This is a genomic window from Ruegeria sp. BA12 (genome assembly GCF_056539625.1).
The window spans coordinates 1-22,303 of the sequence record NZ_JBQFVF010000006.1; the positions used below are offsets into that span (position 1 = coordinate 1).

Annotated in this window: 22 protein-coding genes; 14 read left to right on the forward strand and 8 right to left on the reverse strand. The window is 58.5% G+C overall.

The genetic code is table 11. From position 1 onward, the window contains the following. Positions 1-163: 163 nt before the first annotated feature. The 6 genes from ACR0B0_RS12605 to ACR0B0_RS12630 all read right to left on the reverse strand — a co-directional run bounded on the left by ACR0B0_RS12605 (position 164) and on the right by ACR0B0_RS12630 (position 5,031). The gene (locus ACR0B0_RS12605; RefSeq protein ID WP_170361221.1) at positions 164-634 is read right to left on the reverse strand and encodes an aminoacyl-tRNA deacylase; all 471 of its coding nucleotides are present in this window, start codon (positions 632-634) and stop codon (positions 164-166) included. 424 nt (positions 635-1,058) lie between these two features. After that, positions 1,059-1,442: a carboxymuconolactone decarboxylase family protein gene (locus tag ACR0B0_RS12610; protein ID WP_170350759.1), complete on the reverse strand. Its 384-nt coding sequence runs from the start codon at positions 1,440-1,442 to the stop codon at positions 1,059-1,061. A 17-nt stretch (positions 1,443-1,459) separates the two neighbouring features. Then, positions 1,460-2,200 (reverse strand): sulfotransferase-like domain-containing protein, encoded by a 741-nt coding sequence (locus tag ACR0B0_RS12615; protein WP_480648042.1) that lies wholly within the window; start codon positions 2,198-2,200, stop codon positions 1,460-1,462. Between the two features lie 20 nt (positions 2,201-2,220). After that, positions 2,221-3,039, reverse strand: a complete 819-nt coding sequence (locus ACR0B0_RS12620) for a hypothetical protein (RefSeq protein ID WP_480648044.1) — start codon at positions 3,037-3,039, stop codon at positions 2,221-2,223. Positions 3,040-3,058: 19 nt separating this feature from the next. Next, positions 3,059-4,147, reverse strand: a complete 1,089-nt coding sequence (locus ACR0B0_RS12625) for an aromatic ring-hydroxylating oxygenase subunit alpha (protein WP_480648046.1) — start codon at positions 4,145-4,147, stop codon at positions 3,059-3,061. Continuing rightward, on the reverse strand, positions 4,144-5,031 hold the full coding sequence (locus ACR0B0_RS12630) for a MurR/RpiR family transcriptional regulator (protein ID WP_170350755.1): 888 nt from the start codon (positions 5,029-5,031) through the stop codon (positions 4,144-4,146). Before ACR0B0_RS12630 ends, ACR0B0_RS12625 begins: the two co-directional genes overlap by 4 nt. Positions 5,032-5,099: 68 nt before the next feature. Between ACR0B0_RS12630 and ACR0B0_RS12635 the strand changes: the two genes are divergently transcribed. From ACR0B0_RS12635 to ACR0B0_RS12670, 8 genes are read left to right on the forward strand one after another with little or no spacing between them, the layout of a single operon-like run. Next, a complete protein-coding gene (locus ACR0B0_RS12635) occupies positions 5,100-7,556 on the forward strand; it encodes an FAD-dependent oxidoreductase (RefSeq protein WP_480648048.1) in 2,457 nt (818 codons plus the stop codon). Continuing rightward, complete coding sequence (locus ACR0B0_RS12640) at positions 7,553-8,635, forward strand: alcohol dehydrogenase family protein (RefSeq protein ID WP_480648050.1); 1,083 nt, start codon at positions 7,553-7,555, stop codon at positions 8,633-8,635. The genes ACR0B0_RS12635 and ACR0B0_RS12640 overlap by 4 nt, the downstream gene beginning before the upstream one ends. Before the next feature lie 2 nt (positions 8,636-8,637). Next, the gene (locus ACR0B0_RS12645) at positions 8,638-9,210 is read left to right on the forward strand and encodes a dimethylsulfonioproprionate lyase family protein (RefSeq protein WP_425081743.1); all 573 of its coding nucleotides are present in this window, start codon (positions 8,638-8,640) and stop codon (positions 9,208-9,210) included. Then, complete coding sequence (locus ACR0B0_RS12650; RefSeq protein WP_480648052.1) at positions 9,207-10,313, forward strand: mandelate racemase/muconate lactonizing enzyme family protein; 1,107 nt, start codon at positions 9,207-9,209, stop codon at positions 10,311-10,313. Before ACR0B0_RS12645 ends, ACR0B0_RS12650 begins: the two co-directional genes overlap by 4 nt. Beyond that, entirely contained in the window at positions 10,310-10,594 is a 285-nt protein-coding gene (locus tag ACR0B0_RS12655; protein ID WP_254429568.1) for a cupin domain-containing protein, read from the forward strand. Before ACR0B0_RS12650 ends, ACR0B0_RS12655 begins: the two co-directional genes overlap by 4 nt. Continuing rightward, entirely contained in the window at positions 10,591-11,697 is a 1,107-nt protein-coding gene (locus ACR0B0_RS12660; protein WP_425081741.1) for a mandelate racemase/muconate lactonizing enzyme family protein, read from the forward strand. Before ACR0B0_RS12655 ends, ACR0B0_RS12660 begins: the two co-directional genes overlap by 4 nt. Continuing rightward, the gene (locus tag ACR0B0_RS12665) at positions 11,694-12,797 is read left to right on the forward strand and encodes a mandelate racemase/muconate lactonizing enzyme family protein (RefSeq protein WP_480648054.1); all 1,104 of its coding nucleotides are present in this window, start codon (positions 11,694-11,696) and stop codon (positions 12,795-12,797) included. Before ACR0B0_RS12660 ends, ACR0B0_RS12665 begins: the two co-directional genes overlap by 4 nt. A 1-nt stretch (position 12,798) precedes the next feature. Further along, on the forward strand, positions 12,799-14,076 hold the full coding sequence (locus tag ACR0B0_RS12670) for an aspartate aminotransferase family protein (RefSeq protein WP_480648056.1): 1,278 nt from the start codon (positions 12,799-12,801) through the stop codon (positions 14,074-14,076). Positions 14,077-14,298: 222 nt separating this feature from the next. Here the strand turns inward: ACR0B0_RS12670 and hemC are convergent, their stop codons facing one another. Then, positions 14,299-15,258 carry a hydroxymethylbilane synthase gene (gene hemC / locus ACR0B0_RS12675; RefSeq protein WP_170350748.1) on the reverse strand — a complete coding sequence of 320 codons (960 nt, stop codon included), beginning with the start codon at positions 15,256-15,258 and terminating at the stop codon, positions 14,299-14,301. Positions 15,259-15,365: 107 nt separating this feature from the next. Here hemC and hemE point away from each other — a divergent pair, with 107 nt between their 5' ends. Next, the gene (gene hemE, locus ACR0B0_RS12680) at positions 15,366-16,400 is read left to right on the forward strand and encodes a uroporphyrinogen decarboxylase (protein WP_480648058.1); all 1,035 of its coding nucleotides are present in this window, start codon (positions 15,366-15,368) and stop codon (positions 16,398-16,400) included. Between the two features lie 57 nt (positions 16,401-16,457). Here the strand turns inward: hemE and ACR0B0_RS12685 are convergent, their stop codons facing one another. Beyond that, positions 16,458-17,567: a CaiB/BaiF CoA transferase family protein gene (locus tag ACR0B0_RS12685; protein WP_480648060.1), complete on the reverse strand. Its 1,110-nt coding sequence runs from the start codon at positions 17,565-17,567 to the stop codon at positions 16,458-16,460. A gap of 171 nt (positions 17,568-17,738) precedes the next feature. Between ACR0B0_RS12685 and ACR0B0_RS12690 the strand changes: the two genes are divergently transcribed. From ACR0B0_RS12690 to ACR0B0_RS12710, 5 genes are all read left to right on the forward strand, one after another. Next, positions 17,739-18,668 (forward strand): ABC transporter ATP-binding protein, encoded by a 930-nt coding sequence (locus ACR0B0_RS12690; RefSeq protein ID WP_170350745.1) that lies wholly within the window; start codon positions 17,739-17,741, stop codon positions 18,666-18,668. Continuing rightward, entirely contained in the window at positions 18,665-19,426 is a 762-nt protein-coding gene (locus ACR0B0_RS12695) for an ABC transporter permease (RefSeq protein ID WP_170377866.1), read from the forward strand. Before ACR0B0_RS12690 ends, ACR0B0_RS12695 begins: the two co-directional genes overlap by 4 nt. 114 nt (positions 19,427-19,540) lie before the next feature. After that, positions 19,541-20,338: a S49 family peptidase gene (locus tag ACR0B0_RS12700; protein WP_170350743.1), complete on the forward strand. Its 798-nt coding sequence runs from the start codon at positions 19,541-19,543 to the stop codon at positions 20,336-20,338. A 168-nt stretch (positions 20,339-20,506) separates the two neighbouring features. Continuing rightward, positions 20,507-21,469 carry a calcium/sodium antiporter gene (locus ACR0B0_RS12705; protein ID WP_170350742.1) on the forward strand — a complete coding sequence of 321 codons (963 nt, stop codon included), beginning with the start codon at positions 20,507-20,509 and terminating at the stop codon, positions 21,467-21,469. Between the two features lie 21 nt (positions 21,470-21,490). Further along, on the forward strand, positions 21,491-22,270 hold the full coding sequence (locus ACR0B0_RS12710; RefSeq protein WP_480648062.1) for an SDR family oxidoreductase: 780 nt from the start codon (positions 21,491-21,493) through the stop codon (positions 22,268-22,270). The last annotated feature ends 33 nt before the right edge of the window (positions 22,271-22,303 follow it).

The window sequence follows — 22,303 nt, forward strand, 5'->3', positions numbered from 1 at the left end:
TCAGAACAGCCCGGTCACACTACAATTGATCCCCAAGATCAATCGCTTAACACCCTCAACCCGTCAGAACCACAAAACAATAGGGTGAGAGCTAAAAATCCTGCTCCCGTAGCTCAGAAAAACCCCGCCGGAGCGGGGTAAATCAAAAAAAACACGCCAGAGTTTAATGCATGCAGCAGAAAGCGCCGTGCTTAACGTCTTTCATCATCGTGTCGAAATCCTTCCCGCGCATTTCAATCAAAGTTTGGTGGTCTCCAGCTTCGAACCAAACCCTGTCGAGGCCAGTGAGACTGTTGTCCACAACAGTCGGTAGATCATAGGCATCGCCCACAGGTGGTATCGCGCCAAGGGCGCAATCATCAAACAATTCGCGCATTTCGGATTCAGGAGCTAAACCAAGGCGCCGATCCATCATCGATTGCAGAGCAGTGAGGTCGACCTGATGGTTGCTGGGCAGCACTGCAAGTATGGGCCCCTCTTCCATGTGAATTAAGACGGATTTGGCAAGGTGGTCGCCGGGAACATGTGCCGCTTCTGCACATTCGCTTGCAGTAGCGGCATAGGGATGCGGGACAGTATCAAACGGAAGCCCCTGGGAGTCCAAATGGTGTTTCAGACGAGATGCAATAGTCATGGTGCCCTCCAATTCATAGAAGGCGTCCCGGACGCGAAGCGTGTCACGGTGCGCACCCAGGGCGCAATTTTGTGTATGAGCTCATATTGTGCGCCCAATCAGTCGATCCGGCAAGGGGGGTGCAGTCGCAATGATCAACCCTGATGTAGGCTGTTCAAGTATTAAAGAAGGTTGCGAGGGCTCTGCTTGCCTTGTTTGTTGCGGCGATGAGGTTGCCATGCATATCTAACACATGGCTCTTGGCGTTCTAATCGTATGAGACGACAACGCGTGTCAAAAAATTCTTGCAGCCTGCCCCTCGCTCTGCCCGACACGCCTTAATCGGGACGAGGCGCGGCGAGATTGTCGATATACTTATAAACTTAGGGCCCGAAGCCTGATACTGAACCAGTCATGCCTGCTAAAATCTGACTAGTTTGAGCATTTATTTGGCTTCAAGCACCTTTCGCGCCACACGGAAGCATTCCAGCGCCTGGGGTACTCCGCAATAGATGCCGATCACGTGGATGATGGCCCTGATTTCCTCCTTCGAGACGCCATTGTTAATCGCGCCTTTGCAGTGGATTTCCCATTCGTGCATCTTCCCCAGCGCGCCGATCATCGACAGGTTCATCATCGATCGGGTCTTGGCGTCGATCACGCTGTCGCCCCAGCCAAAGCCCCAGCACCAGGCTGTCATGGCCTCCTGAAACGGGCGCGTAAAGTCATCCGCGGACGCCAGGTTCTTTTCTACATATTCGGCCCCGAGCGTGCCTTTGCGTTGCTCCAACCCTTTGAGGAACAGGTCTTCGTCGAAAATGTCTGCCATTTGGGGCCTCCGGTTCTTTAGCGCGTCAGACGATGTTTGTAGAGGTGATCATAGTGCGGTTTCATCCGGCGATGCACCTGTTTGACCCGATCTGGCGCCTCTTCGATTGAAACATATTTGCGAGGTTGCGGCGCCAACCCGGTCGAGTTCGCGAGATTGGCGTGAAACGACCCGCCATCCCACCAGCTATGTGCCGAAGGATCGCCACCGGCTTCCCAGGTCAAGGCGTCTTCGATAAAAGGAATGCCCACTGCGTCACAGAATTTCTCTGTCATTGCTCGGGGGTCTTCCAGCAGATCATCGCTGTCAATCACAGGCGGAGGGGTGCCGTTCAGGGCGGTTAGCAAGTCGAATAAGGCGCGCTGTTCGGGGAAGCCAACCTCTCCTTCCGCGAAGTCTGGCCAGCGCTTGAACATCGAGGTGATCGTTTTGGCCGGGTCGCGGATCAAGAAGGCATGATTGAAGTGGGACAGGAACTCGGCATCCCACATATGGTTGATGTAGTGCGGAAAGTCCTTGATGAAGACCGGCGCATTTTCGGCTCGGGCCTTGATGTCCTGCCACACTTTCCCAAGCGTCAGGCCGGGCGTTGTGACATCCCCCGGTTTGAACCGGTGCCAAAGTGGGTCTTCTCCTTGATACCACGCCTCGCCGAAGGGTTCGTGCAGGCAATCCAGATCGCCGCGCTGGCGCATCATCCATTCAAAGGCCGTTGAAGTGGATCGGGGCACCGCCCAAAGCGCGAGTATTTTGTGCATGGGTTTCAGCCCTCTTTGATCTACAGGCTTTTCAGAAGCCGACCCAATGGTGTCGCGGGCCGCAAGTCAAGGGATCTGAAGATGCGCCAATAGAGCGCGATGTCGTGGCCGACTACAGGTTTACCCAAGGCGGCCTCCAGATCGTCTACCAAATGCAGGGGGCGTTGTGGCAGATCGTTCGGACCTGTGCGGAAATTACACATGCCGTTGATAAGGATCGCATCGGCATTCGGGGCTTGCTCGGCAACGTATTCGAAGCTTTTGAGCGCCAGATCTCCTTCGAAGACCCAGCGATAGCTGTTCACATCTTCTTGGCTGGCAAACCATCCCTGATCGTAGAAATTGCCGGCATACAAAACATCGAACCCGGCTTCTTGAAGGAACCCGACTGTGCCTTGCCACCATTCCGGCCAATGATAGGCAGCGTTCAACGCCACCTTCTCCACATTCATTTCGCGCAGCGCTTCGATCATGGCGTATCCTGCCATATGAAACTGCGTGCCGTATTTTTCGGACAGATCCGCGCAATACTGTCGTACGCCTTCAACGCCCAGCCCGCAGGCATGCACCCAGTTCGACCCGACCTGACCGCACACATCGACGCCGTTTCGGGACATGCAGTGGACAAAATCCTCAAGCATCCCGAAATTCTGTTTTCGCTGATCCAGCCCATGCACATAGTCGGGGACATGCAGCATCCAGCCATGTACCCCTACGGTGCCCGGGCTGATGCGCAGGAAATCGGATGGAGCCGCATCGAAGTCGAACGGTGGAGAGGTAAAGCCCACCTGATGCGGAAATAGCTTGTGCTCCGGTCGCCAGTCTTCGGGCATCAGCATGGGTGGATCACCTTGATCATCAGTCCACCGCCTCACGCATCCATTGTTGTAACCGGGCAATCGAGTGTTCCGACATCACACCGCATCTGGGGTCCAGCACCAGTGGACCAGGGCGATAGCCACGGGATTTCAAGCCCCGGTGAACGCTTTCGACCAGATGGATATCTTCTTCGACCGTGGTTTCACGATCCTGCACGGCCAATTGACGGATCACCGCACTTTCCGACCCGCCTTCGGTATACCAGCCGCGCCAGACGGTGCAGTGATCGGCATCGACCGCGCGCCAGTGGTAAGTATTCAGCACATTGCCCGGGTAGCATTGGAATGAAAACATCGGCCACAGGAACCACGACTGATAATCACCTGCATGAGGCACCGACATGTCGATGGGATAGGTCATCTTGTCGAGGCTCTGGCATTCCGTCGTGTGGCGCAGCACGTAGCCGCCGCTTGGATCGGGTTGAATGTCATAGGTCTCGGGTTTGACCACGCCTTCGGCAAAGGTCGGGTGGTTAGTCGGGCAATGATAACATTCCGAATAATTCTCTATACTGACCTTCCAGTTGCAGTTTTCCGGAATCTCAACCCATTCCAGCGGTTCCAGATCGTCGATATGAGGCACAAAGGCGCGGATTTCTTCGCGCACGCCGGGGTACCATTCGTCCATTGGCGCGGCGTCATCGTCGAGATTGACGAAGATGAAGCCGTTGAACACTTCGGTCCGGACAGAGGTCAGGCAGATGGTGCTACGGTCAAAGCCGGGGACGGATTTGATGTTGGGCCCTGCGCGCAGCTGGCCGGACAATTCATATGTCCACGCGTGGTAGGGGCAGACGACGACGCGGGTGTTTCCGGCGCCGGTGACCATCTCGTGCGCTCGATGCTGACAAACGTTGTAAAAGGTGCGGATTTCTCCGTCGCGACCCCGAATGCAGAACAGGTTCTGCCCGGCAATCGTGAAGGCAAAGTAGTCCCCTGTTTCGCGGACTTGCGCCACGTGCCCGGCGAATTGCCATGTTCGGGCCATAAGGCCCTGCATCTCTTGCGTGAAAATCGCAGGGTCGGTGTAGTATCGCGCATCAAGCGAACGTGTCAGCGGGGCGTTCATTCGGGCTCCTCTGCGTAAAGGCCAAGCTGGTGCCTGCGTTGGTGAAACCGTTCCACCCGCTCGACAATCTCATCGCTGGAAACGGCGATCACAAAGGACAGCAGCGTTTCCAACAAAGCGATTGTCGATACGGAGGACGGGAAGAATTGCGGCGTGTCAGCAGCGACGACAAAGCCATGCTGCGCGTTCAGGATTACTGGGCTGGCGGGGCTGTCGGACAGGCCGATAACAGTCAGGCCTTGCTGCCGCGCCAGTTTAATTGCGTCGATCACTTCGGTCCGGTAGGGGTGGCAGGTGATGGCGATCAGCACATCCTGTTCGTCGGCCCAGGCCAGATCGTCGACCGGGGTCGAGCCGGGGCGAGGGATGGCGTGAAATTGCTTCATGCCCGTAGAGGCCAGATAGGTAAAGTTGCGCGCGTTCGCGTTATTGACGCCAACGCCCAGCGTGAAGATCTGGCGACAATTCCAGATATCCTCGGCGGCGGCTTTCAGTCGGTCGGCGTCGATTCCGGCAAAGGTGTCTTCGATGTTGCGGATCGCGGCGCCGATCATATCGGCATAAAGGCCGCCCAGCTCCCCCGACTTGCCAATGGTCTGCAACCAGCGCGCGCGATCGGGAAACGACACGGTGCCTTGGCGAATCGCGTCGCGAAATGGGGCGCGAAAATCCTCGTAGCCTTCGAAGCCCACCTGCCGAGCCATCCGCACGAAGGTGTTGGGTTTCACATTGGCAGCCTCGGCAATCTCGCGCACGGTCGAAACCCCTACATCAGTGGGGTTTTCCAGCACGTAACGCGCGGCTTTCTGTGCCTCGGGCGTCAGGGCGTCCCACTCTTCGGTGAGGCGGTCGAGAACGATTGATGATACATTTGTGTCATTCATGATTGACGATGGTACATTTGTGGAATTAGCCTGTCGAGCAGAAACGCGACTCGGGAAGAGGAAAAATCATGTCCGAGAAGAATCTGCCGTCACATGCCCGCGTGGTGATCGTGGGCGGAGGTGTCATGGGGGTCGGTCTGGCCTATCATCTGGCGCATGAAGGGTGGGGCGAGGATACTGTCCTGCTGGAAAAGGCTGAACTGACCAGCGGCAGCACCTGGCATGCGGCAGGGCAGATCACACATTCAACATCGAGCTTTGGGCTGGGCAAATGTGTGGACTACAACATCGGTTTGTATTCAGGTGCGCTTGAGGCAGAGACCGGCCAGCCGGTGACATGGCATGGCTGCGGATCGTTTCGACTGGCCTATACTGAGGATGAGATGGACTGGTTGCGCCACACCCTGTCCGTTGGTCGCTCGCTTGGGTTCAATATCGAATTAGTCGGCCCCGAAAAGGTGGCGGAGCTGCACCCGTTCTACAATCTCGACGGCGTGTTGGGCGCGCTGCATACGCCCGACGATGGCCATGTGGACCCGACAAACGTCACCATGGCGATGGCAACAGGCGCGCGTCAAAAGGGTGTGCGCATCTTCCGCAACTGCCGGGCCACCAACATTACGCAGGTCGGCAATGGCGAATGGGTGGTAGAGACCGAACAGGGCACCATAACTTGTGAACATGTGGTGAACGCGGGCGGCACCTATGCCCGTCAGATGGGCGAATGGTCGGGACTACAACTGCCCATGACTTCGATGACCCACCATTACTTCGTGACCGAGCCGGTGCCGGAGTTCCAGAACCTGGACACCGAACTGCCGGTGATCCGCGACGATCGCAAAGTCTCGGGCTATATCCGGATGGAGCAGCAGCGCGGGCTGATCGGGATTTACGAAAAAGAGAACCCGAACTCGGTCTGGCATGATCATTGCCCCTGGGAATACGAAAACTGGTTGTTCGATGCGGACTACGACCGGGTGATGCCGTGGCTTGAAGAAAGCCTGAACCGGATGCCGATATTTGCTGAACTGGGCATTCAACGCGACGTACATGGCGCGATTTCGCATCCCCCCGATGGCAACCCGTTGATCGGCCCTGCGCCGGGTGTTCGGAACTATTGGTGTTGTTGCGGAACGCAGATCGGCATCGGCTGGGGGCCAGGTCTGACCCGTGAGCTGGCGCGCTGGATGGTGCATGGGGCGGCGGATATTTCGATGCGCGAATTCGACCCGCGCCGGTTTGGGGCGTATGCCAACAAGGACTGGCAGGTGATCAAGGCTGAGGAAGACTACTGCCTGCGCCATGAAATCCCTTTCCCGCATTTCAATCGCCTGGAAGGCCGCCCGATCAAGCCGTCGCCGCTGTATGAACTGCTGAACTCCAAAGGCGCGGTGCATGAGGAGGTGTATGGTTTTGAGCGCCCCCGCTGGTTCGCACGGGACGGGGTCGAACAGCGCGATCACTATTCCTTCCGCCGCACACCGGCAGACGACATGGTCGCAGCTGAGGTCAAAGCGGTCCGCGAACGCGTCGGTATCATGGATGTCACCGCTTTCACCAAGGTCGAGGTCTCTGGCCCGGACGCCTATGCCCTGCTGGACCGGTTGACCGCCAACCGGATGCCGCAAAAGGTGGGCTCGATCACACTGACGCATATGCTGAACCGACGCGGGCGGATCGAATTGGAGACGACGATTGTCCGCATGGTCGAGGACCGCTTCTATCTGGTCTGTGCAGCTTTCTTTGAACAGCGCCTACTGGATCATCTGGCACACCAGTGCGCTGAAGAGGATGTGCAGATCACCGCGCTGTCCGTCGACTGGTCGGCCCTGTCGCTGAATGGCCCCCGATCGCGCGACGTCTTGTCCCGCTGCACCGATGCGGATTTGAGCAATGCCGGTTTCCGCTGGCTGTCGGCGCAGGAAATCACCATCGCGGGGCACAAGGTCTGGGCCTTCCGCATGTCCTATGCCGGGGAACTCGGCTGGGAGCTGCACATGCCCAACGCCGCCTGCCTCGACGTCTATACCGCGCTCTGGACCGCTGGCGAACCTCATTGTATCGCCGACTATGGCAGCTTTGCCATGAACGTGCTGCGGATGGAGAAGGGCTTCAAAGGTGCGGGTGAGTTGACCAACGAGGTCACTCTCGCCGAGGCTGATGTGCTACGCTTTGCCAGTACGGACAAGGAGTATCTGGGCAAGGACAAGACCCTGAATTCTGATCTGCCCTGGATCTGCGCCTATCTTGAGATTGAACCCGACGGAGAGATCGACGGTCATGGCGGCGAAGCGGTCACGCTGGATGGCCGCGTCGTGGGCTCGACGGCTTCGGTGGCTTATGGCCATACGGTCAGTAAGATTCTGGCCTTTGCCTATATCAAGCCCGAAGCCGCAACCCCCGGCACCGCGTTGCAGGTCGTGATCCACGGCAAACCCCGCGTAGCCCGCGTGTTGGGTGAACCTGCCTATGACCCCGACAGCCTGCTGCCCCGTACCGACGCCATGCTGGAGACTGCACAATGAGCCTGCCCGATACAATGAAAGCTATGGTCACGATGGGCCATGGTGGCCTTGAACAAATGGTGTTGCATGAGGACTGGCCGCGCCCGGAACCCGCCGTGGGCGAGGTGCTGATCAAAGTTGCGGCCTGTGGTTTGAACAATACCGACGTGAACACACGCTCGGGTTGGTATTCCAAAACGGTGACGGATGCGACAACGGGTGGCGCGTTTGAAGAAGTGGGCGAAGATGACCCGACTTGGGGCGGCGCGCCAATCACGTTCCCGCGCATTCAGGGCGCCGATATCTGCGGTCAGATCGTGGCCGTCGGCGATGGTGTCGACAGCGCCCGAATTGGTGAACGCGTGATCACCGATGGCTGGCTGCGCGATCCGAACGATCCAGGCAACATGGACAAGACCGGATACTACGGGTCCGAGCGGGACGGCGGATTTGCCGAATACGCCACGACACTTGCGGTGAATGCGGTGCCGATCAAATCAGACCTCACGGATGCGGAGCTGGCGACGTTTTCCTGCTCGTATTCGACCGCCGAAGGCATGCTGACCCGCGCCAACGTGACCGACACCGACACCGTGTTGGTGCCCGGCGCCTCGGGTGGCGTTGGCGGGGCACTGGTGCAATTGGCCAAACGGCGCGGCGCGCGTGTGATCGCAATGGCGTCCGAGACCAAGCATGCAGACGTCGCCAAATTAGGCCCCGACGAGATTTTGCCCCGTGCGCCGGAAAACCTTCGCGTGGCTTTGGGTGCAGAAAAGATCACCGTAGTTGCCGATGTGGTCGGTGGCCCCTATTGGCCGAACCTGATCGACAGTCTGGAACGCGGCGGGCGCTATACGTGCTCGGGTGCGATCGCGGGGCCGATGGTCGAGTTTGATCTGCGAACATTCTACCTGCGGGATTTGACCTTCACAGGTTCGACCGTGATCGACCCTCAAGTCATGCAAAACCTCGTGAAATACATCGAGGCCGGAGAGCTCAAGCCTGCGTTGGCGGCTACCTTTCCACTGGAAGAATTGCGTGAGGCACAAGCGGCCTTTATCGCCAAACAACACACAGGCAACATCGTGGTGATCCCGTGACAATGGACGACGTTCTAGAGGCCGCCCGGCAGCTGCATCAATCCCACCCTGATCTTTCGGGTTTTGGTGCCTGGCCTGACGATCTTGTAGCGACAGGTTTGGAGCCAAACCAAATCCCGGCAGTAGAGTTGGTTCAGCAAACTGAATTCCCGACCGGCGACGCCACGCAATCCCTGTCCGATGCGATCAGGGCAACAGCACATCTGGCGCAATGGAAGCACACCTATACCGAAGAAGAGGTGGGGGCCGATTTCCTAAACCGCTTCGGCTATTATGAATTGTTCGGGCCAACCGGGCATTTCCACTCGACCCAATTGCGCGGCTACGTCGCCTATTGGGGGGCAGGTTTGAATTATGATTGGCACAGCCATCAGGCTGAGGAACTCTATTTGGTTGTCGGTGGCGGAGCAAGGTTTCGCATCGAAGGGAACGAAACCTATATCGGTCCCAACCAGACACGCCATCACCTCAGTTGGCAAAGCCATGCGATGACCACAATAGATGAGCCGATCCTGACCTTCGTTCTTTGGCGCGGCGAGGGAATGGGCGATTTGCCACGAATGGATGCCGCATGAAAATCACCCATGTGCGCGTGTTCCAGACCGGTCTGCCTTATGTGGGCGGTGCCTACGTTTGGGGGGCGGGCAACGCGATTGAAACCGCAACTGCGTCAGTCGTCGTCATCGACACAGATGCGGGTCTGCAGGGGTGCGGAGAATTCACACCTTGTGGTGAGAACTATATGGTTGCGCATTCCGAAGGCGTCGCCGCGCTGGCCCGGTTAGTTGCTCCGTCGCTGTTGGGCGAGGACCCGCGACAGGTGGGGCGCATCGAACAGCTTATGGATCATTTGATTCAGGGACATGGGTACGCAAAGGCTCCGTTTGATGCCGCGTGCTGGGACATTCTGGGGCAGGCTTGTGATCAACCGGTTTGGATGCTGCTGGGTGGTAAGCTGACCGACGGCGCGCCGATGTATCGCGTCGCGCCTCAGAAAGCGGTTGATGAGACGTTCGCCGAAATGAACCGGTACCGCGAGCAGGGGTACCGGCAGTTTCAGATTAAGGTCGGCAGCGACTGGGTCACGGATATTGACCGTATCCGGACGACACTGCCTTTGCTTCAACCTGGTGAAAAGGCGATGGCCGATGCCAATCAGGGCTGGCGCGTTGACAACGCGATCCGGGTGGCGCGCGCAACGCGCGATCTGGATTACATTCTGGAACAGCCCTGCCGCACCTATGAAGAATGCCAGCAGGTACGCCGCGTGGCCAAGCAACCTATGAAGCTGGATGAATGCCTGACTGGTATGCACATGGCGCAGCGCATCGTCGCGGATCGCGGGGCCGAGATCTGCTGTCTCAAAATCTCGAACCTTGGTGGGCTAAGCAAGGCGCGGCGGGTGCGGGACTATCTGGTCGAAAACCGCATTCCGGTGGTCAGCGAAGACACCTGGGGTGGGGAAATAGCCACCTCGGCTGTCGCCCATTTTGCTGCCTCGACCCCGTCCGACTACCTGCAAAACACAACCGACCTGATGAACTACAACACGCGTTCTACCGGAATCGGCGGACCAATGTCGCGGAATGGCAAGCTCTACGCCTCGGATGTACCAGGAATGGGTGTAGTGCCCGATTTCGAAAGCCTCGGTGCGCCTGTTGAGGAGTTTAGATTATGAGACCGCAAGCTGTTGCAACCCAGATGATCGATGACGCGCGTGTGCGGGTGACGCGCTTTGACTTTGCCCCCGACGCTGAAACTGGCTGGCACCGTCACGCGATGGATTACGTCATCATGGCTGTAACCGATTGCCAGATGCGGTTGGAGTTGCCCGATGGAACGGCCAACGAAGTGACGGTTCTCGCTGGAACCGCCTATCGCCGCGACGAAGGGGTGGAACATAACGTTATCAACGCTGGGGATACCCCCATGTCCTTTGTCGAGGTGGAGTTGAAATGAAAATCACCCGCCTTTCGGTCTATCACGTCGATTTGCCGTTAGAGCATCCCTATTGGCTGTCTGGTGGGCGGCTGAAATTCGACGTGCTGGATGCGACGCTGGTTAAGGTGGAAACTGATGCCGGACTGATCGGCTGGGGCGAGGGCACTCCTTGGGGTCACACCTATGTGCCTGCGCATGGGCCGGGCATTCGCGCGGGCATTCAAACCATGGCGCCGTTCATTCTGGGCCTTGATCCGCGACGAGTGCTGGATGTGGAACGGGCAATGGATACCGCGCTGCCCGGACATCTCTATGCCAAAAGCCCGATCGACATGGCGTGCTGGGACATCGCAGGTCAGGCGGCCGGCCTGCCGATTGCTGATCTGATGGGTGGGGGGTCGCGGACGCCGCGTCCTATTGCATCCTCGGTCGGGGCCAAGACTGTGGAAGAAACCCGTGAGGTCATGGAGCGGTATCGCAACCGCGGCTACGTTGCCCATTCGGTAAAGATCGGCGGTGACGTCGAACGTGACATTACTCGTGTGCGCGACGTGGAGAGCATTCGGCGACCGGGTGAGATCGTCCTATATGACGTCAACCGAGGCTGGACCCGGCAACAGGCCCTGCAAGTAATGAGTGCCTGCGAGGATCTGAACGTCATTTTTGAACAGCCCGGTGAGACGCTTGATGATATTGCCGCGATCTCGGGCCGTCATGCCTCACCCGTGTCGGTAGATGAAAGCCTGGTCACCTTGCAGGACGCTGCGCGGATTGCCCGTGACGGGCTGGCCGAGGTGTTCGGGATCAAACTGAATCGCGTCGGCGGTCTGACCAAAGCAGCTAGGATGCGAGATATCGCTCTGGCGCACGGGATCGACATGTTCGTGATGGCCACTGGCGGCTCGGTTCTGGCCGATACCGAGGCACTGCATCTTGCCTCTACCATCCCGGACGACAATTGCCACGCGGTCTGGGCTTGTCAGGATATGATCACGGTTGATATCGCCGCCGGGCGCGGGCCGCGTAACATCGAAGGTCACCTGCACCTTCCGGAAACACCGGGGCTTGGTGTTCATCCCGACGAAGAGGCGCTTGGCGATCCGGTTGGAGTTTATCAATGAGGATCACCAAGATAATGCTCTGGTCCGTCGATCTGACCAGTCACGAGACCTACCACATGGCCGAGGGTAAGACCTGTGCCACAGTTAAAACCCATGTTCTGTGTCTGGAAACGGATACCGGCCTGAAAGGTTGGGGCGAGGTCTGCCCGATCCCCCATTACCTGCCAGCCTTTGCTGATGGCGTGCCGGGGGCGGTGGCGGAAATGGGACCGCAGATCATAGGGGTTTCCCCGTTTGGAGTCGACGCACCGATGCGTAAACTGGACGGGTTCTTGCAAGGGCATCTTTATGCCAAGTCCATTGTCGACATTGCTCTGTGGGACCTGTTTGGTCAGGCCACGGGCCAACCGATCTATGCTTTGCTGGGCGGGCGGACGCGGAAGGACATGCCGCTCTATCATTCGATCACCTGTATCGCGCCGGACGACATGGCGCGGATCGCCAAAACCGCTTATCAAACCGGCATTCGCCAGTTTCAGGTCAAGCTGGGGGTTGAGGGCGACTGGCAGGCCGATGCGGAACGTCTGATCAAAGTGCGTGAGGCCGTGGGACCGGGCCCTCTGGTCTATGGCGACTGGAACTGTGGCGCGTCGCGGTTGCAAGCCACACGCACGGGGCGGGCCGTTGCGCATCTGGACGTGATGCTGGAGCAGCCGTGTAAAACGCTGGAAGACTGCGCTGCTGTGCGACAGGCCACCGGCTTGCCGATGAAGATTGACGAAAACGCATTTGATCCGGCCTCGCTGTTGCGGGCGCATGAACTGGGGTGCATGGATGCAGTGGCGTTGAAATTTTCCAAATTTGGCGGCTTGTCGGCCATGCGCCGCGCGCGGGATCTGACCGTTCATCTGGGGGCAGAAATTTGCGCCGAATGCACCTGGGGGTCGGATATTGTTACGGCCGCATCGTTGCACTTTGCGGCGTCGACGCCGCATGGATCATTGCTGAATACCTGTGACCTGTCGTCCTATGTGGCCCCTCGACTTTGCCAGGATGCACCAAATCGTGAAAACGGCCGGATTGCTCCGCCCGAAGGTTCAGGATTAGGTGTTTCACCTGACCCGGAAGTTCTTGGTTCCCCGATATTGGAGATCGTTTGAGATGCTGAAGATAGGCACACAATCCGAATGGATCGACCGCGCCAATGCAGTTCTACCCGCCGGAGGGTTTGGCAATTTTGATCCTGGCATCATCATTGCCCGCGGCGAAGGCAGCCACGTCTGGGATGAGGACGGCAATGAATATATCGACTATCTGATCGGGTCAGGCCCCATGTTGTTGGGTCATGGCCACCCCGAAGTGATGGAGGCCGTACTGGAGCAATTGCCCAAAGGCATGACCTTCTTTGCCAACAACGCCAAAGGCATTGAACTGGCCGAGGCGATCATCGATGCGGTGCCTTGTTGCCAACAGGTGCGGTTTGTCGCCTCGGGCGGTGAGGCGGACATGTATGCGATCCGTCTGGCCCGCGCATATACGGGGAGCAGCAAGATTCTGAAATTCGAAGGTGGCTATCACGGCATGAGCGCCGAGGCACAGATGAGTCTTGCGCCCAGTCGGCAGGTCAACTTTCCGCAAGCCGTGCCAGACAGTGCCGGTATCCCTGAAAGCGTGGCCGAACAGGTGTTGGTTGCCCCTTTTAATGACCTTGAGGCGGTGGCCGCCCTGTTGGACGAACACAATGACGTCGCTGCGATCATGGTTGAGCCGTTGCAACGGATCGTGCCGCCTGAACCCGGTTACCTGCAGGGCTTGCGCGATCTGTGCGACAAGCACCATGTTCTTCTGATCTTTGACGAGATCGTCACCGGGTTCCGCCTGGCCTATGGCGGCGCGCAAGAAAAATACGGCGTGACGCCCGATATCTGCACTTTGGGCAAAGCTACAGGCGGTGGCTTCCCTCTGGCCGCGCTGGGTGCCAGCGCCGAAATTATGAAGCATTTCAACAAGGCGCAGGTCGGCGAAGAAGGCTGGCTGATGCAGTTGGGCACCTTGTCTGGCAATCCGGTGGCTTCGGTTGCAGGTTTGAAAACCCTCGAGGTTTTGCGGCGCGACGGTGTTTATGACCAGCTGCGCGCAACTGGGTTGGCATTGCAGCAGATGCAGGTCGACGCGCTGACCAAGGCGGGTATTCCGCATCAGGTCGTCGGAGATGAAACGCTGTTCGATATCTATTTCACCGATAGGGCTTGTCGCGACTACCGCAGCGCCAGACATGACGATCCACAACGAATTACCCTCTACAACGATACGTTGCGCGCAAATGGGATCTTCAAATCTCCGGGCAAGCTGTATCCGTCATTGGCCGTGACCGAAGCCGATCTGGAACAGACCCGGGCGGCTGTTGAAAAAGCTGTACAGGCGATCAGTGCAGCCTGAACGATTGATCTGAAATGAAATGGGCCGCTGTCAAAATATGACAGCGGCCCTAACCGATTAGTGATTTGGTGCAGTCTCGCCCCCTCGAATACCACTTAAGCGAATAAACTGAAAAAACTTTCGACTTTATCGAGATCGCCCCTTCACCACATCGGTATGAAACCTTGATGCCAGATCGGAATGCAATCTACAGTGAAGTAATTCACATTACTCAAATTTTTCTCAACTTCTCCAATCGAAGAAGCCCGGGCCTGCTTGTTTCAACAGTGTTTGTGCCATGACGCGGCCCATCTCGGGGCCGTCGGAAATCGTGCCCGTTTGGTCTTCGGCAATCGCCTCGGACCCATCGGGGCGCAGCACTTCGCCGCGCAGGCGCAGTTGTCCGCCTTGCACTTCGGCAAGACCCGCGATGGGGGTTTCGCAGGACCCGTCCAGGGCCGCCAGCAGGGCGCGTTCAGCGGCCAGGCGCTGACCCGTCTCGGTATGGTGGATCGCTTCGAGCATACCCGCTGCACGGGAATCGTCGCTACGACGCTCGATACCGATGGTGCCCTGTGCAATTGCGGGCAGCATGTCCTCGGGGGCAATGGCCGTGGCGGGAACCTCGGCCATGTTCAAGCGGCGGATGCCTGCCATGGCCAGAAAGGTGCAGTCCGCCACGCCGTCGGCCAGTTTTTTCAGGCGGGTCTGCACATTGCCGCGGAATTCCACAACGTTCAGGTCAGGTCGCCGGTTCAATAGCTGCGCCCGACGGCGCAGGGAGGAGGTGCCTACTACCGCGCCCTGCGGCAGATCGTGGATCGAGGTCAGGCTGGGCGAAATAAACGCGTCGCGCACATCTTCGCGCGGCAGGAATGTGTCCAGCACGAGGCCCTCGGGCTGCTCCACCGGCATGTCCTTGGTGGAATGCACCGCGATGTCGATATCGCCGCGCAGCATCGCCTCTTCAATTTCTTTGGTGAACAGGCCCTTGTTGCCGATCTCTTTCAGCGGGCGATCCGCGTCGATCATGGCGCGGTTGTCGCCGGTGGTCTTGATCACCACGATCTCGAACGCCTCGTCCGGCAAGTCAAATGCAGTGCCCAGCCGTTGCCGGGTTTCGTATGCTTGCGCCAGCGCCAGAGGCGAACCACGGGTGCCAATCTTCAGCGGTGAGTCGGGGGAAGGCATGGTCAGTGTCATGCGCCAAGCTTTAGTCGCGTCACATTGCCCTGACAATGGGGGCACACCTTGACAAATTGCCACTGAGGGCCGACCCGTTGCGACAAACCAGACGATTGGGGGCAAAGATGGCCGAGACAAAGAAACTGCTGCGGGCACTGGCGGGTGAGGTGCAGGATGTACCGCCGATCTGGATGATGCGTCAGGCCGGGCGGTATCTGCCCGAGTATCGCGCAACCCGCGCGCAGGCTGGGGATTTTCTGTCGCTATGCTATAACCCTGAACTGGCGGCCGAGGTGACGTTGCAGCCGATCCGCCGCTATGGGTTCGACGCAGCGATCCTGTTTGCCGATATCCTGCTGGTACCGCAAGCGCTGGGCGCGGATTTGTGGTTTGTCACCGGAGAAGGCCCGCGTCTGTCGACCATCACGCAAGCTTCGGAATTCGATGCGCTGAAACCGGTCGAGGATATCCATGACACCCTGTCGCCGGTTTATGAGACGGTGCGCATCCTGTCGCGCGAATTGCCGTCCGAGACCACTCTGATTGGTTTCGCGGGCGCGCCCTGGACCGTTGCGACATATATGATTGCCGGGCGCGGCACCCCGGATCAGGGGCCCGCGCATGCGCTGCGCGAGGAAAACACCGTCCTGTTCGAGGCATTGTTGGAGCGTATTACGCTGGCGACCATCGAATACCTCTCGGCGCAGATCGAGGCCGGGGCTGAAGTGGTCAAGATCTTTGACAGCTGGGCCGGGTCACTGAAAGGGGATGCGTTTCGGAAATATGCGCTTGAGCCTTGTCGGGTGATCACGCAGGCCATCAAGGAACGCCATCCCGATATCCCGGTGATTGGTTTCCCGCGAGAGGCCGGGGATGGCTATATCGGATTTGCCAAGGCAACGGGTGTAGACTGTGTCGCGTTGGACAATTCGGTTTCGCCTGAATGGGGGGCCATGCATGTGCAGGTGGATGGCTGTGTTCAGGGCAATCTGGCCTCGTCCCATATGGTGTCCGGAGGGCAGGCTTTGGTGGATGAGACGCGCCGGATTGTCGAAGCGTTCTCAAAAGGACCACATATTTTCAATCTGGGTCACGGGATCACGCCGGATGCTGACCCTGCGAATGTGCAGCTGATGATCGATACAGTTCGCGGGCGGTAACCGGGAAGGGGCCAGCCCCCTTCTTGGACTGTGGCCAATTCATCCCCCGAGGTATTTTTAGCCAGATGAAGAGGCGGATCGGCGAAGAGTTTCGAGCTCCGCCCGAATTTCCACACTGTGTTCGCCACGGGCTGGGCTTGGTTTCGGGGCCCACGCATGGTTGGAAAATCTCGGGGCGGCGGCGGCCTGAAGGTCACCGTCGATACGCAGCCATGTGTTGCGGGTGGTATTCATCTCATGGGCCTGTGCTTCGGTCGGGCTGAGAACCGGGGCGACACAGGCATCTGTTCCTGCGAACAGATTTGCCCAGTGGTCGCGTGGCTTTGCGGCGAATATGGCGGCAAGACTGCAGGTTTGCGCGGGCCAGAGTGACGGGTCGAACTGGGGCTCGAAAATCTTGTCGTCGGACAGGCCCATCTTTTGCAGGAAAAGCGCATAGAATTTGGGTTCGAGGCATTGGACCGTCACGAACCCGCCGTCGGCACAGGCGTAGGTGCGGCTCCAATGGGGGCCGTCCAGCAGGCTTTGACCGCGTGCGTCAGACAGGTTGCCGGATTGGTTCAGACTCATAAGCAGGTTCATCATATGTGCCGAGCCATCATAAATGGCGGCGTCGACGATGGTGCCTTGGCCCGTGCTCTGCGCGTTCAGAAGCCCGGCCAGAAGGCCAGCGACCAGATACATCGCTCCTCCGCCGATATCACCGACCAGTGTGGCGGGGGTCTGCGGCGGTTGATCGGGGGGTGATCCGTACCAGAGCGCGCCGGACAAGGCGATATAGTTCAGGTCATGTCCGGCCGTGTCCGACAAGGGGCTGTCCTGACCCCAGCCTGTCATCCGGCCGTAGACCAGCTTGGGGTTCATTTCGTGACAGTGTTCGGGACCAAGGCCGAGTTTCTCCATCACTCCGGGGCGAAACCCTTCGATCAGCGCATCAGCCGAGGCGATCAGCCGTTTGGTAATTTCCAGATCGCTCTCGTCCTTCAGGTCCAGATCAATCGACCGTTTTCCGCGATCCAGAACCGAGCGTTCCGGCATGCCAGGTGTTGCCGCCCGTACCTTGCGGTGGATGGTGATGACGTCCGCGCCCATATCCGCCAGCAGCATGGCGGCAAAGGGGGCAGGGCCCAGCCCTTCGATCTCGATAATCCGAATACCGTTCAGCATTGCGCCCCTCCGTTTCGGCGCAGGGTTTCGACTTGTCCGGTGAATTGCAAGGCCGGAGTTACGTGCAATGGCGCCTTTCCCTACCGCAAAAAAGCGCAGGGCGGTGTGCGGAATTGACCTGTTCTGTGTCGGGCGGGCGAGGTAGGGTCGCCGCCAGAACGAGGAACCTGCATGACAACCATTCTTTCGATCAAGGATCTGCGCAAATCCTACGCCGGAGGGTTTGAGGCGCTGAAGGGCGTCTCGCTGGATATCGAGCAGGGGGAGATCCTGGCGCTACTGGGCCCGAACGGGGCGGGTAAGACGACGCTGATTTCGACCATTTGCGGCATCACCACACCGACCTCGGGTTCGGTTGCGGTAGGCGGTCACGATATCCTGACCGATTTTCGTGCCGCACGCCGGATGATCGGGTTGGTGCCGCAAGAGATCGCGTTGGAGCCGTTCGAGAAGGTCTGGAACACGGTCCGCCTGTCGCGTGGTCTGTTCGGGTTAGGCCGCAATGATGCGCGGATCGAAGAGATTTTGCGCAAGCTGTCCCTGTGGGACAAACGCAAGAACGCGATCAAAGAACTGTCCGGCGGTATGAAGCGTCGCGTGCTGATCGCCAAGGCACTGTCGCATGAGCCGCGCGTGCTGTTTCTGGATGAACCCACCGCCGGCGTTGATGTCGAACTGCGCAAGGATATGTGGGAGATCGTGGCCGAACTGAAACAGGCCGGCGTCACCATCATCCTGACCACGCATTACATCGAAGAGGCCGAGGCCATTGCTGACCGTATCGGCGTCATCGACAAAGGCGAGCTGTTACTTGTGCAGGACAAACACACGTTGATGGCGCAGATGGGCAAGAAGCAGATCGAGGTGATGCTGACTGAGCCGATCCAGACCATTCCCGACAGTCTGGCGGTGCATAACCTGACGATGAATGGTAACGGTGATGCGCTGATCTATACCTATGACACGCATGCTGATCGTACCGGGATCACCACGTTGTTGAATGATGTGGCGCAGGCGGGGCTGGTGTTGCGTGATGTGCAGACGCGGCAGTCGAGCCTTGAGGAAATCTTTGTCAATCTGGTGTCGGGAGAGCCCGCATGAACTGGTCCGCCATTGCCGCCATCTACCGGTTCGAAATGGCCCGGTTCTTCCGCACCCTGGCACAGAGCTTTCTGTCGCCGGTCCTGTCGACTTCGCTGTATTTCGTGGTCTTTGGCACCGCCATCGGCAGCCGTATTCAAGAGATCGAAGGCGTGTCCTACGGTGCCTTTATCGTGCCGGGGCTGATCATGCTGTCGGTGGTGATGCTGGCGATATCCAATGCGTCTTTCGGCATCTATTTCCCCAAGTTTCTGGGCACGATATATGAACTTCTCTCGGCGCCGGTGAACTTTATCGAGATTGTGATCGGCTATGTCGGGGCAGCCGCGACCAAGGCACTTTTCGTTGGGTTGGTCATTCTGGTTACGGCCTCTTTCTTTGTGGATTTGCGCATCGAACACCCGATTGCGATGGCTGCATTTCTGATCCTGACCTGCCTCAGTTTTTCTCTGTTGGGGTTCATCATCGGTATCTGGGCCAGTAATTTCGAGCAGATGTCGCTGGTGCCGCAGCTTGTCGTGACGCCGCTGATCTTTCTGGGTGGCACGTTCTATTCCATTTCGATGCTGCCGCCGCTTTGGCAGACGGTCACCTTGTTCAACCCTGTGGTCTATCTGATTTCGGGGTTTCGCTGGTCGTTTTATGGGCTGGCGGATGTTCCGATCGGGCTTAGCCTGTTGGCCATTCTGGCCTTTACCGGCCTGTGCCTTGGCATCATCTGGTGGATCTTTAAAACCGGTTGGCGCATTCGTAGCTAAGCCACAGAGAGGCGTTGCATTTTTGCCCTCTGGCTTCAGGAAATGTGTTCACGTCACGTCTATCGGTAAATCGGTCCCTTGTTTACCGGTTGGGGGCACTCTACATCGGCACCCATGAAACTCAGCCTGCCGTTTATTAAAAAGCAACCCTGCGTGGCCGTTGTGCGCTTGTCCGGTGCAATCGGAATGGCCGGTCGTGGATCGATGTCCGACACTGCGCTGGCACCCGTACTTGAGAAAGCCTTTCGCAAGGGCAAACCTGCCGCCGTCGCGCTTGAGGTCAACTCGCCCGGTGGATCGCCGGTGCAAAGCTCTCTGATCGGCGCGCGTATTCGACGGTTATCTGAGGAATTGAATGTTCCTGTCATTGCTTTTGTCGAAGACGTGGCAGCCTCGGGCGGATATTGGCTGGCAGCAGCCGCGGATGAGATTTACGCCGATGACAGTTCGGTTCTGGGGTCGATTGGGGTGATCTCTTCGGGTTTCGGCGCGCATGTCCTTTTGCGAAAACAGGGTATCGAGCGCCGCGTGCATACTGCCGGCAAATCGAAGTCTATGCTGGACCCGTTTGCACCCGAGAAAAAAGAAGACGTCGCTCGGCTGGAAGTGCTGTTGGCTGACATTCACGAAAATTTCATCACCCATGTCAAAACCCGGCGCGGCGGCAAGCTGGATGAAAGTCAGGACCTGTTCACGGGCGAGGTCTGGCTGGCCCGGCGCGCGCAGGAACTGGGGCTGATTGATGGCATCGCGCATCTGAAGCCCAAGTTGCAGGAACGCTTTGGCGAAAAGGTCAAGTTCCGCCGCTATGGGCTGCGCAAACCTCTCTGGTCGCGCTTTGGGGCTTCGCTGGCACAGGATGCCGTTGCCGGCCTTGAGGAGCGTGCAGCCTACGCGCGTTTCGGTTTGTGACGTGATTATCAAGATTGTCACCCTGTTTCTGATCGCCATGGGTGTGCTGGCGATGTTCGGAAAGCTGCGCTTTCCGGGGCAAAAGAGGCTGCAATCGTCCAGGTGTCCGCGCTGCGGGCGGTTCAGGATCGGCAAAGGCCCCTGCGCCTGCGAAAAAGGAGGCCGGACATGACGGCATGGCTGTTATCCGGCCTTGGATTGCTGATCTTGTTGCTGGCGGGTGATGCGCTGGTACGCGGTGCGGTAAACCTGAGCCTGCGCATGGGCGTGCCTGCATTGATCGTTAGCCTGACCATCGTAGCCTTTGGCACATCAGCGCCCGAACTTTTGATTGCGATCAGCGCGATCAAGGAGAACGCGCCGGGGATTGCGCTGGGCAACGTGGTCGGGTCGAACACGGCGAATATCTTGCTGGTTCTGGGCCTGCCTGCTTTGCTGGCCACGTTGCACACCAGCGAATGCGACAGTCGCAAGAACTATGTTTTCATGCTGCTCGCTTCGGTTCTGTTCATCGGGCTGGCATTCTGTGGCGTGTTCAACATGTTCAGCGGGGCCATTCTGCTGGCTGCGCTGGCTCTTGTTCTGTGGAATGCGTTCCGCGAGGCCTATGCGCATCGCAAGGCCTGTGGTGAGGCTTGTGCCGACGATGATGAGTTGGAAGGTCTGGAAGAGGCTGATCCCAACATGGCCTATTGGAAGGTTTCGGTCTACCTGGTGTTGGGCCTGATCGGTCTGCCCATGGGCGCGCATCTTCTTGTCGACAACGCGACCGTCATTGCGCGCACCTATGGGGTCAGCGAAACGGTGATCGGCCTCACACTGGTTGCCGTGGGAACATCCCTGCCGGAATTGGCCACCACGGTGATGGCGGCGCTGCGGCGTCAGGCGGATGTGGCGCTGGGCAATGTGATCGGGTCAAACATGTTCAACCTGCTGGCCATTGTCGGGATTGCCACGTTGGTTGGCCCTATTCCCGTCGACCCGGAATTCCTTGAATTTGACTTGTGGGTCATGTTGGGCGCGTCGCTGTTGCTGATCCCGTTCGTGTTTTTCAAGCGGGACATCACGCGCGCCTGGGGCATTGTGTTGACTCTGCTCTACGCGGTCTATGTCATCGTTTTGTTGGCGTAACGTGACGAAGAGGGATCATTCATGACCCGAGCCTTAGTGACCGGTGCCGGAATTCGCCTTGGCCGGGCCATGGCGCTGTACCTGGCGCGCCGGGGATATGATGTGGTGGTACACTATGCCACCTCTGAACAACCCGCGCTGGAAACTGTGGCTGAGGTTCCGGCGCTGGGGCGCAAGGCGGTCGCCCTGCAGGCCGATTTGCTGGATGAGGCACAAGTCAGCGCCCTGCTGCCCCGCGCGGCCAAGGCGCTGGGCGGACCGATCACCTGTTTGGTCAACAATGCCTCGATCTTTGAATATGACAACATTCACACGGCCACGCGGCAAAGCTGGGACCGTCACATGGACAGCAACCTGCGCGCGCCTTTTGTGTTGACGCAGGCGATGGCCGAGCAAGGGCTGACGCCCGACACGGACGACGCCGGAGAGCCCCGGGCCACCGGATTGATCGTCAACATGGTCGACATGCGCGTGCGCAAGCTGACCCCCGAGTTCATGTCCTACACCATTGCAAAGATGGGCCTGTGGGCGCTGACCCGTACCGCCGCGCAGGCGCTGACTCCTGCGATCCGCGTCAACGCCATCGGGCCGGGCCCCACCATGCAGGGCCATCGCCAGAGCGAAGACCACTTCAAGGCACAGCGCGCCAACACAGTTCTCGAGCGGGGCGCGAACCCGTCGGATATCACCGCCGCGCTGGGCTATTTTTTGGACGCGCATGCGGTGACTGGACAGCTGCTATGCGTGGATGGCGGGCAACATCTGGGCTGGCAGACACCGGATGTTCTGGGCGTAGAATAAGTAATTCTGCCGTAAGTTTTGCACCGCTCGCGT

Excerpts from the sequence above, each read along its gene's own strand:
- ACR0B0_RS12605 (WP_170361221.1), bottom strand. The coding sequence starts at position 634 with ATGACTATTGCATCTCGTCTGAAACACCATTTGGACTCCCAGGGGCTT.
- ACR0B0_RS12610 (WP_170350759.1), bottom strand. The coding sequence starts at position 1,442 with ATGGCAGACATTTTCGACGAAGACCTGTTCCTCAAAGGGTTGGAGCAA.
- ACR0B0_RS12615 (WP_480648042.1), bottom strand. The coding sequence starts at position 2,200 with ATGCACAAAATACTCGCGCTTTGGGCGGTGCCCCGATCCACTTCAACG.
- ACR0B0_RS12620 (WP_480648044.1), bottom strand. The coding sequence starts at position 3,039 with ATGCTGATGCCCGAAGACTGGCGACCGGAGCACAAGCTATTTCCGCAT.
- ACR0B0_RS12625 (WP_480648046.1), bottom strand. The coding sequence starts at position 4,147 with ATGAACGCCCCGCTGACACGTTCGCTTGATGCGCGATACTACACCGAC.
- ACR0B0_RS12630 (WP_170350755.1), bottom strand. The coding sequence starts at position 5,031 with ATGAATGACACAAATGTATCATCAATCGTTCTCGACCGCCTCACCGAA.
- ACR0B0_RS12635 (WP_480648048.1), top strand. The coding sequence starts at position 5,100 with ATGTCCGAGAAGAATCTGCCGTCACATGCCCGCGTGGTGATCGTGGGC.
- ACR0B0_RS12640 (WP_480648050.1), top strand. The coding sequence starts at position 7,553 with ATGAGCCTGCCCGATACAATGAAAGCTATGGTCACGATGGGCCATGGT.
- ACR0B0_RS12645 (WP_425081743.1), top strand. The coding sequence starts at position 8,638 with ATGGACGACGTTCTAGAGGCCGCCCGGCAGCTGCATCAATCCCACCCT.
- ACR0B0_RS12650 (WP_480648052.1), top strand. The coding sequence starts at position 9,207 with ATGAAAATCACCCATGTGCGCGTGTTCCAGACCGGTCTGCCTTATGTG.
- ACR0B0_RS12655 (WP_254429568.1), top strand. The coding sequence starts at position 10,310 with ATGAGACCGCAAGCTGTTGCAACCCAGATGATCGATGACGCGCGTGTG.
- ACR0B0_RS12660 (WP_425081741.1), top strand. The coding sequence starts at position 10,591 with ATGAAAATCACCCGCCTTTCGGTCTATCACGTCGATTTGCCGTTAGAG.
- ACR0B0_RS12665 (WP_480648054.1), top strand. The coding sequence starts at position 11,694 with ATGAGGATCACCAAGATAATGCTCTGGTCCGTCGATCTGACCAGTCAC.
- ACR0B0_RS12670 (WP_480648056.1), top strand. The coding sequence starts at position 12,799 with ATGCTGAAGATAGGCACACAATCCGAATGGATCGACCGCGCCAATGCA.
- hemC (WP_170350748.1), bottom strand. The coding sequence starts at position 15,258 with ATGACACTGACCATGCCTTCCCCCGACTCACCGCTGAAGATTGGCACC.
- hemE (WP_480648058.1), top strand. The coding sequence starts at position 15,366 with ATGGCCGAGACAAAGAAACTGCTGCGGGCACTGGCGGGTGAGGTGCAG.
- ACR0B0_RS12685 (WP_480648060.1), bottom strand. The coding sequence starts at position 17,567 with ATGCTGAACGGTATTCGGATTATCGAGATCGAAGGGCTGGGCCCTGCC.
- ACR0B0_RS12690 (WP_170350745.1), top strand. The coding sequence starts at position 17,739 with ATGACAACCATTCTTTCGATCAAGGATCTGCGCAAATCCTACGCCGGA.
- ACR0B0_RS12695 (WP_170377866.1), top strand. The coding sequence starts at position 18,665 with ATGAACTGGTCCGCCATTGCCGCCATCTACCGGTTCGAAATGGCCCGG.
- ACR0B0_RS12700 (WP_170350743.1), top strand. The coding sequence starts at position 19,541 with ATGAAACTCAGCCTGCCGTTTATTAAAAAGCAACCCTGCGTGGCCGTT.
- ACR0B0_RS12705 (WP_170350742.1), top strand. The coding sequence starts at position 20,507 with ATGACGGCATGGCTGTTATCCGGCCTTGGATTGCTGATCTTGTTGCTG.
- ACR0B0_RS12710 (WP_480648062.1), top strand. The coding sequence starts at position 21,491 with ATGACCCGAGCCTTAGTGACCGGTGCCGGAATTCGCCTTGGCCGGGCC.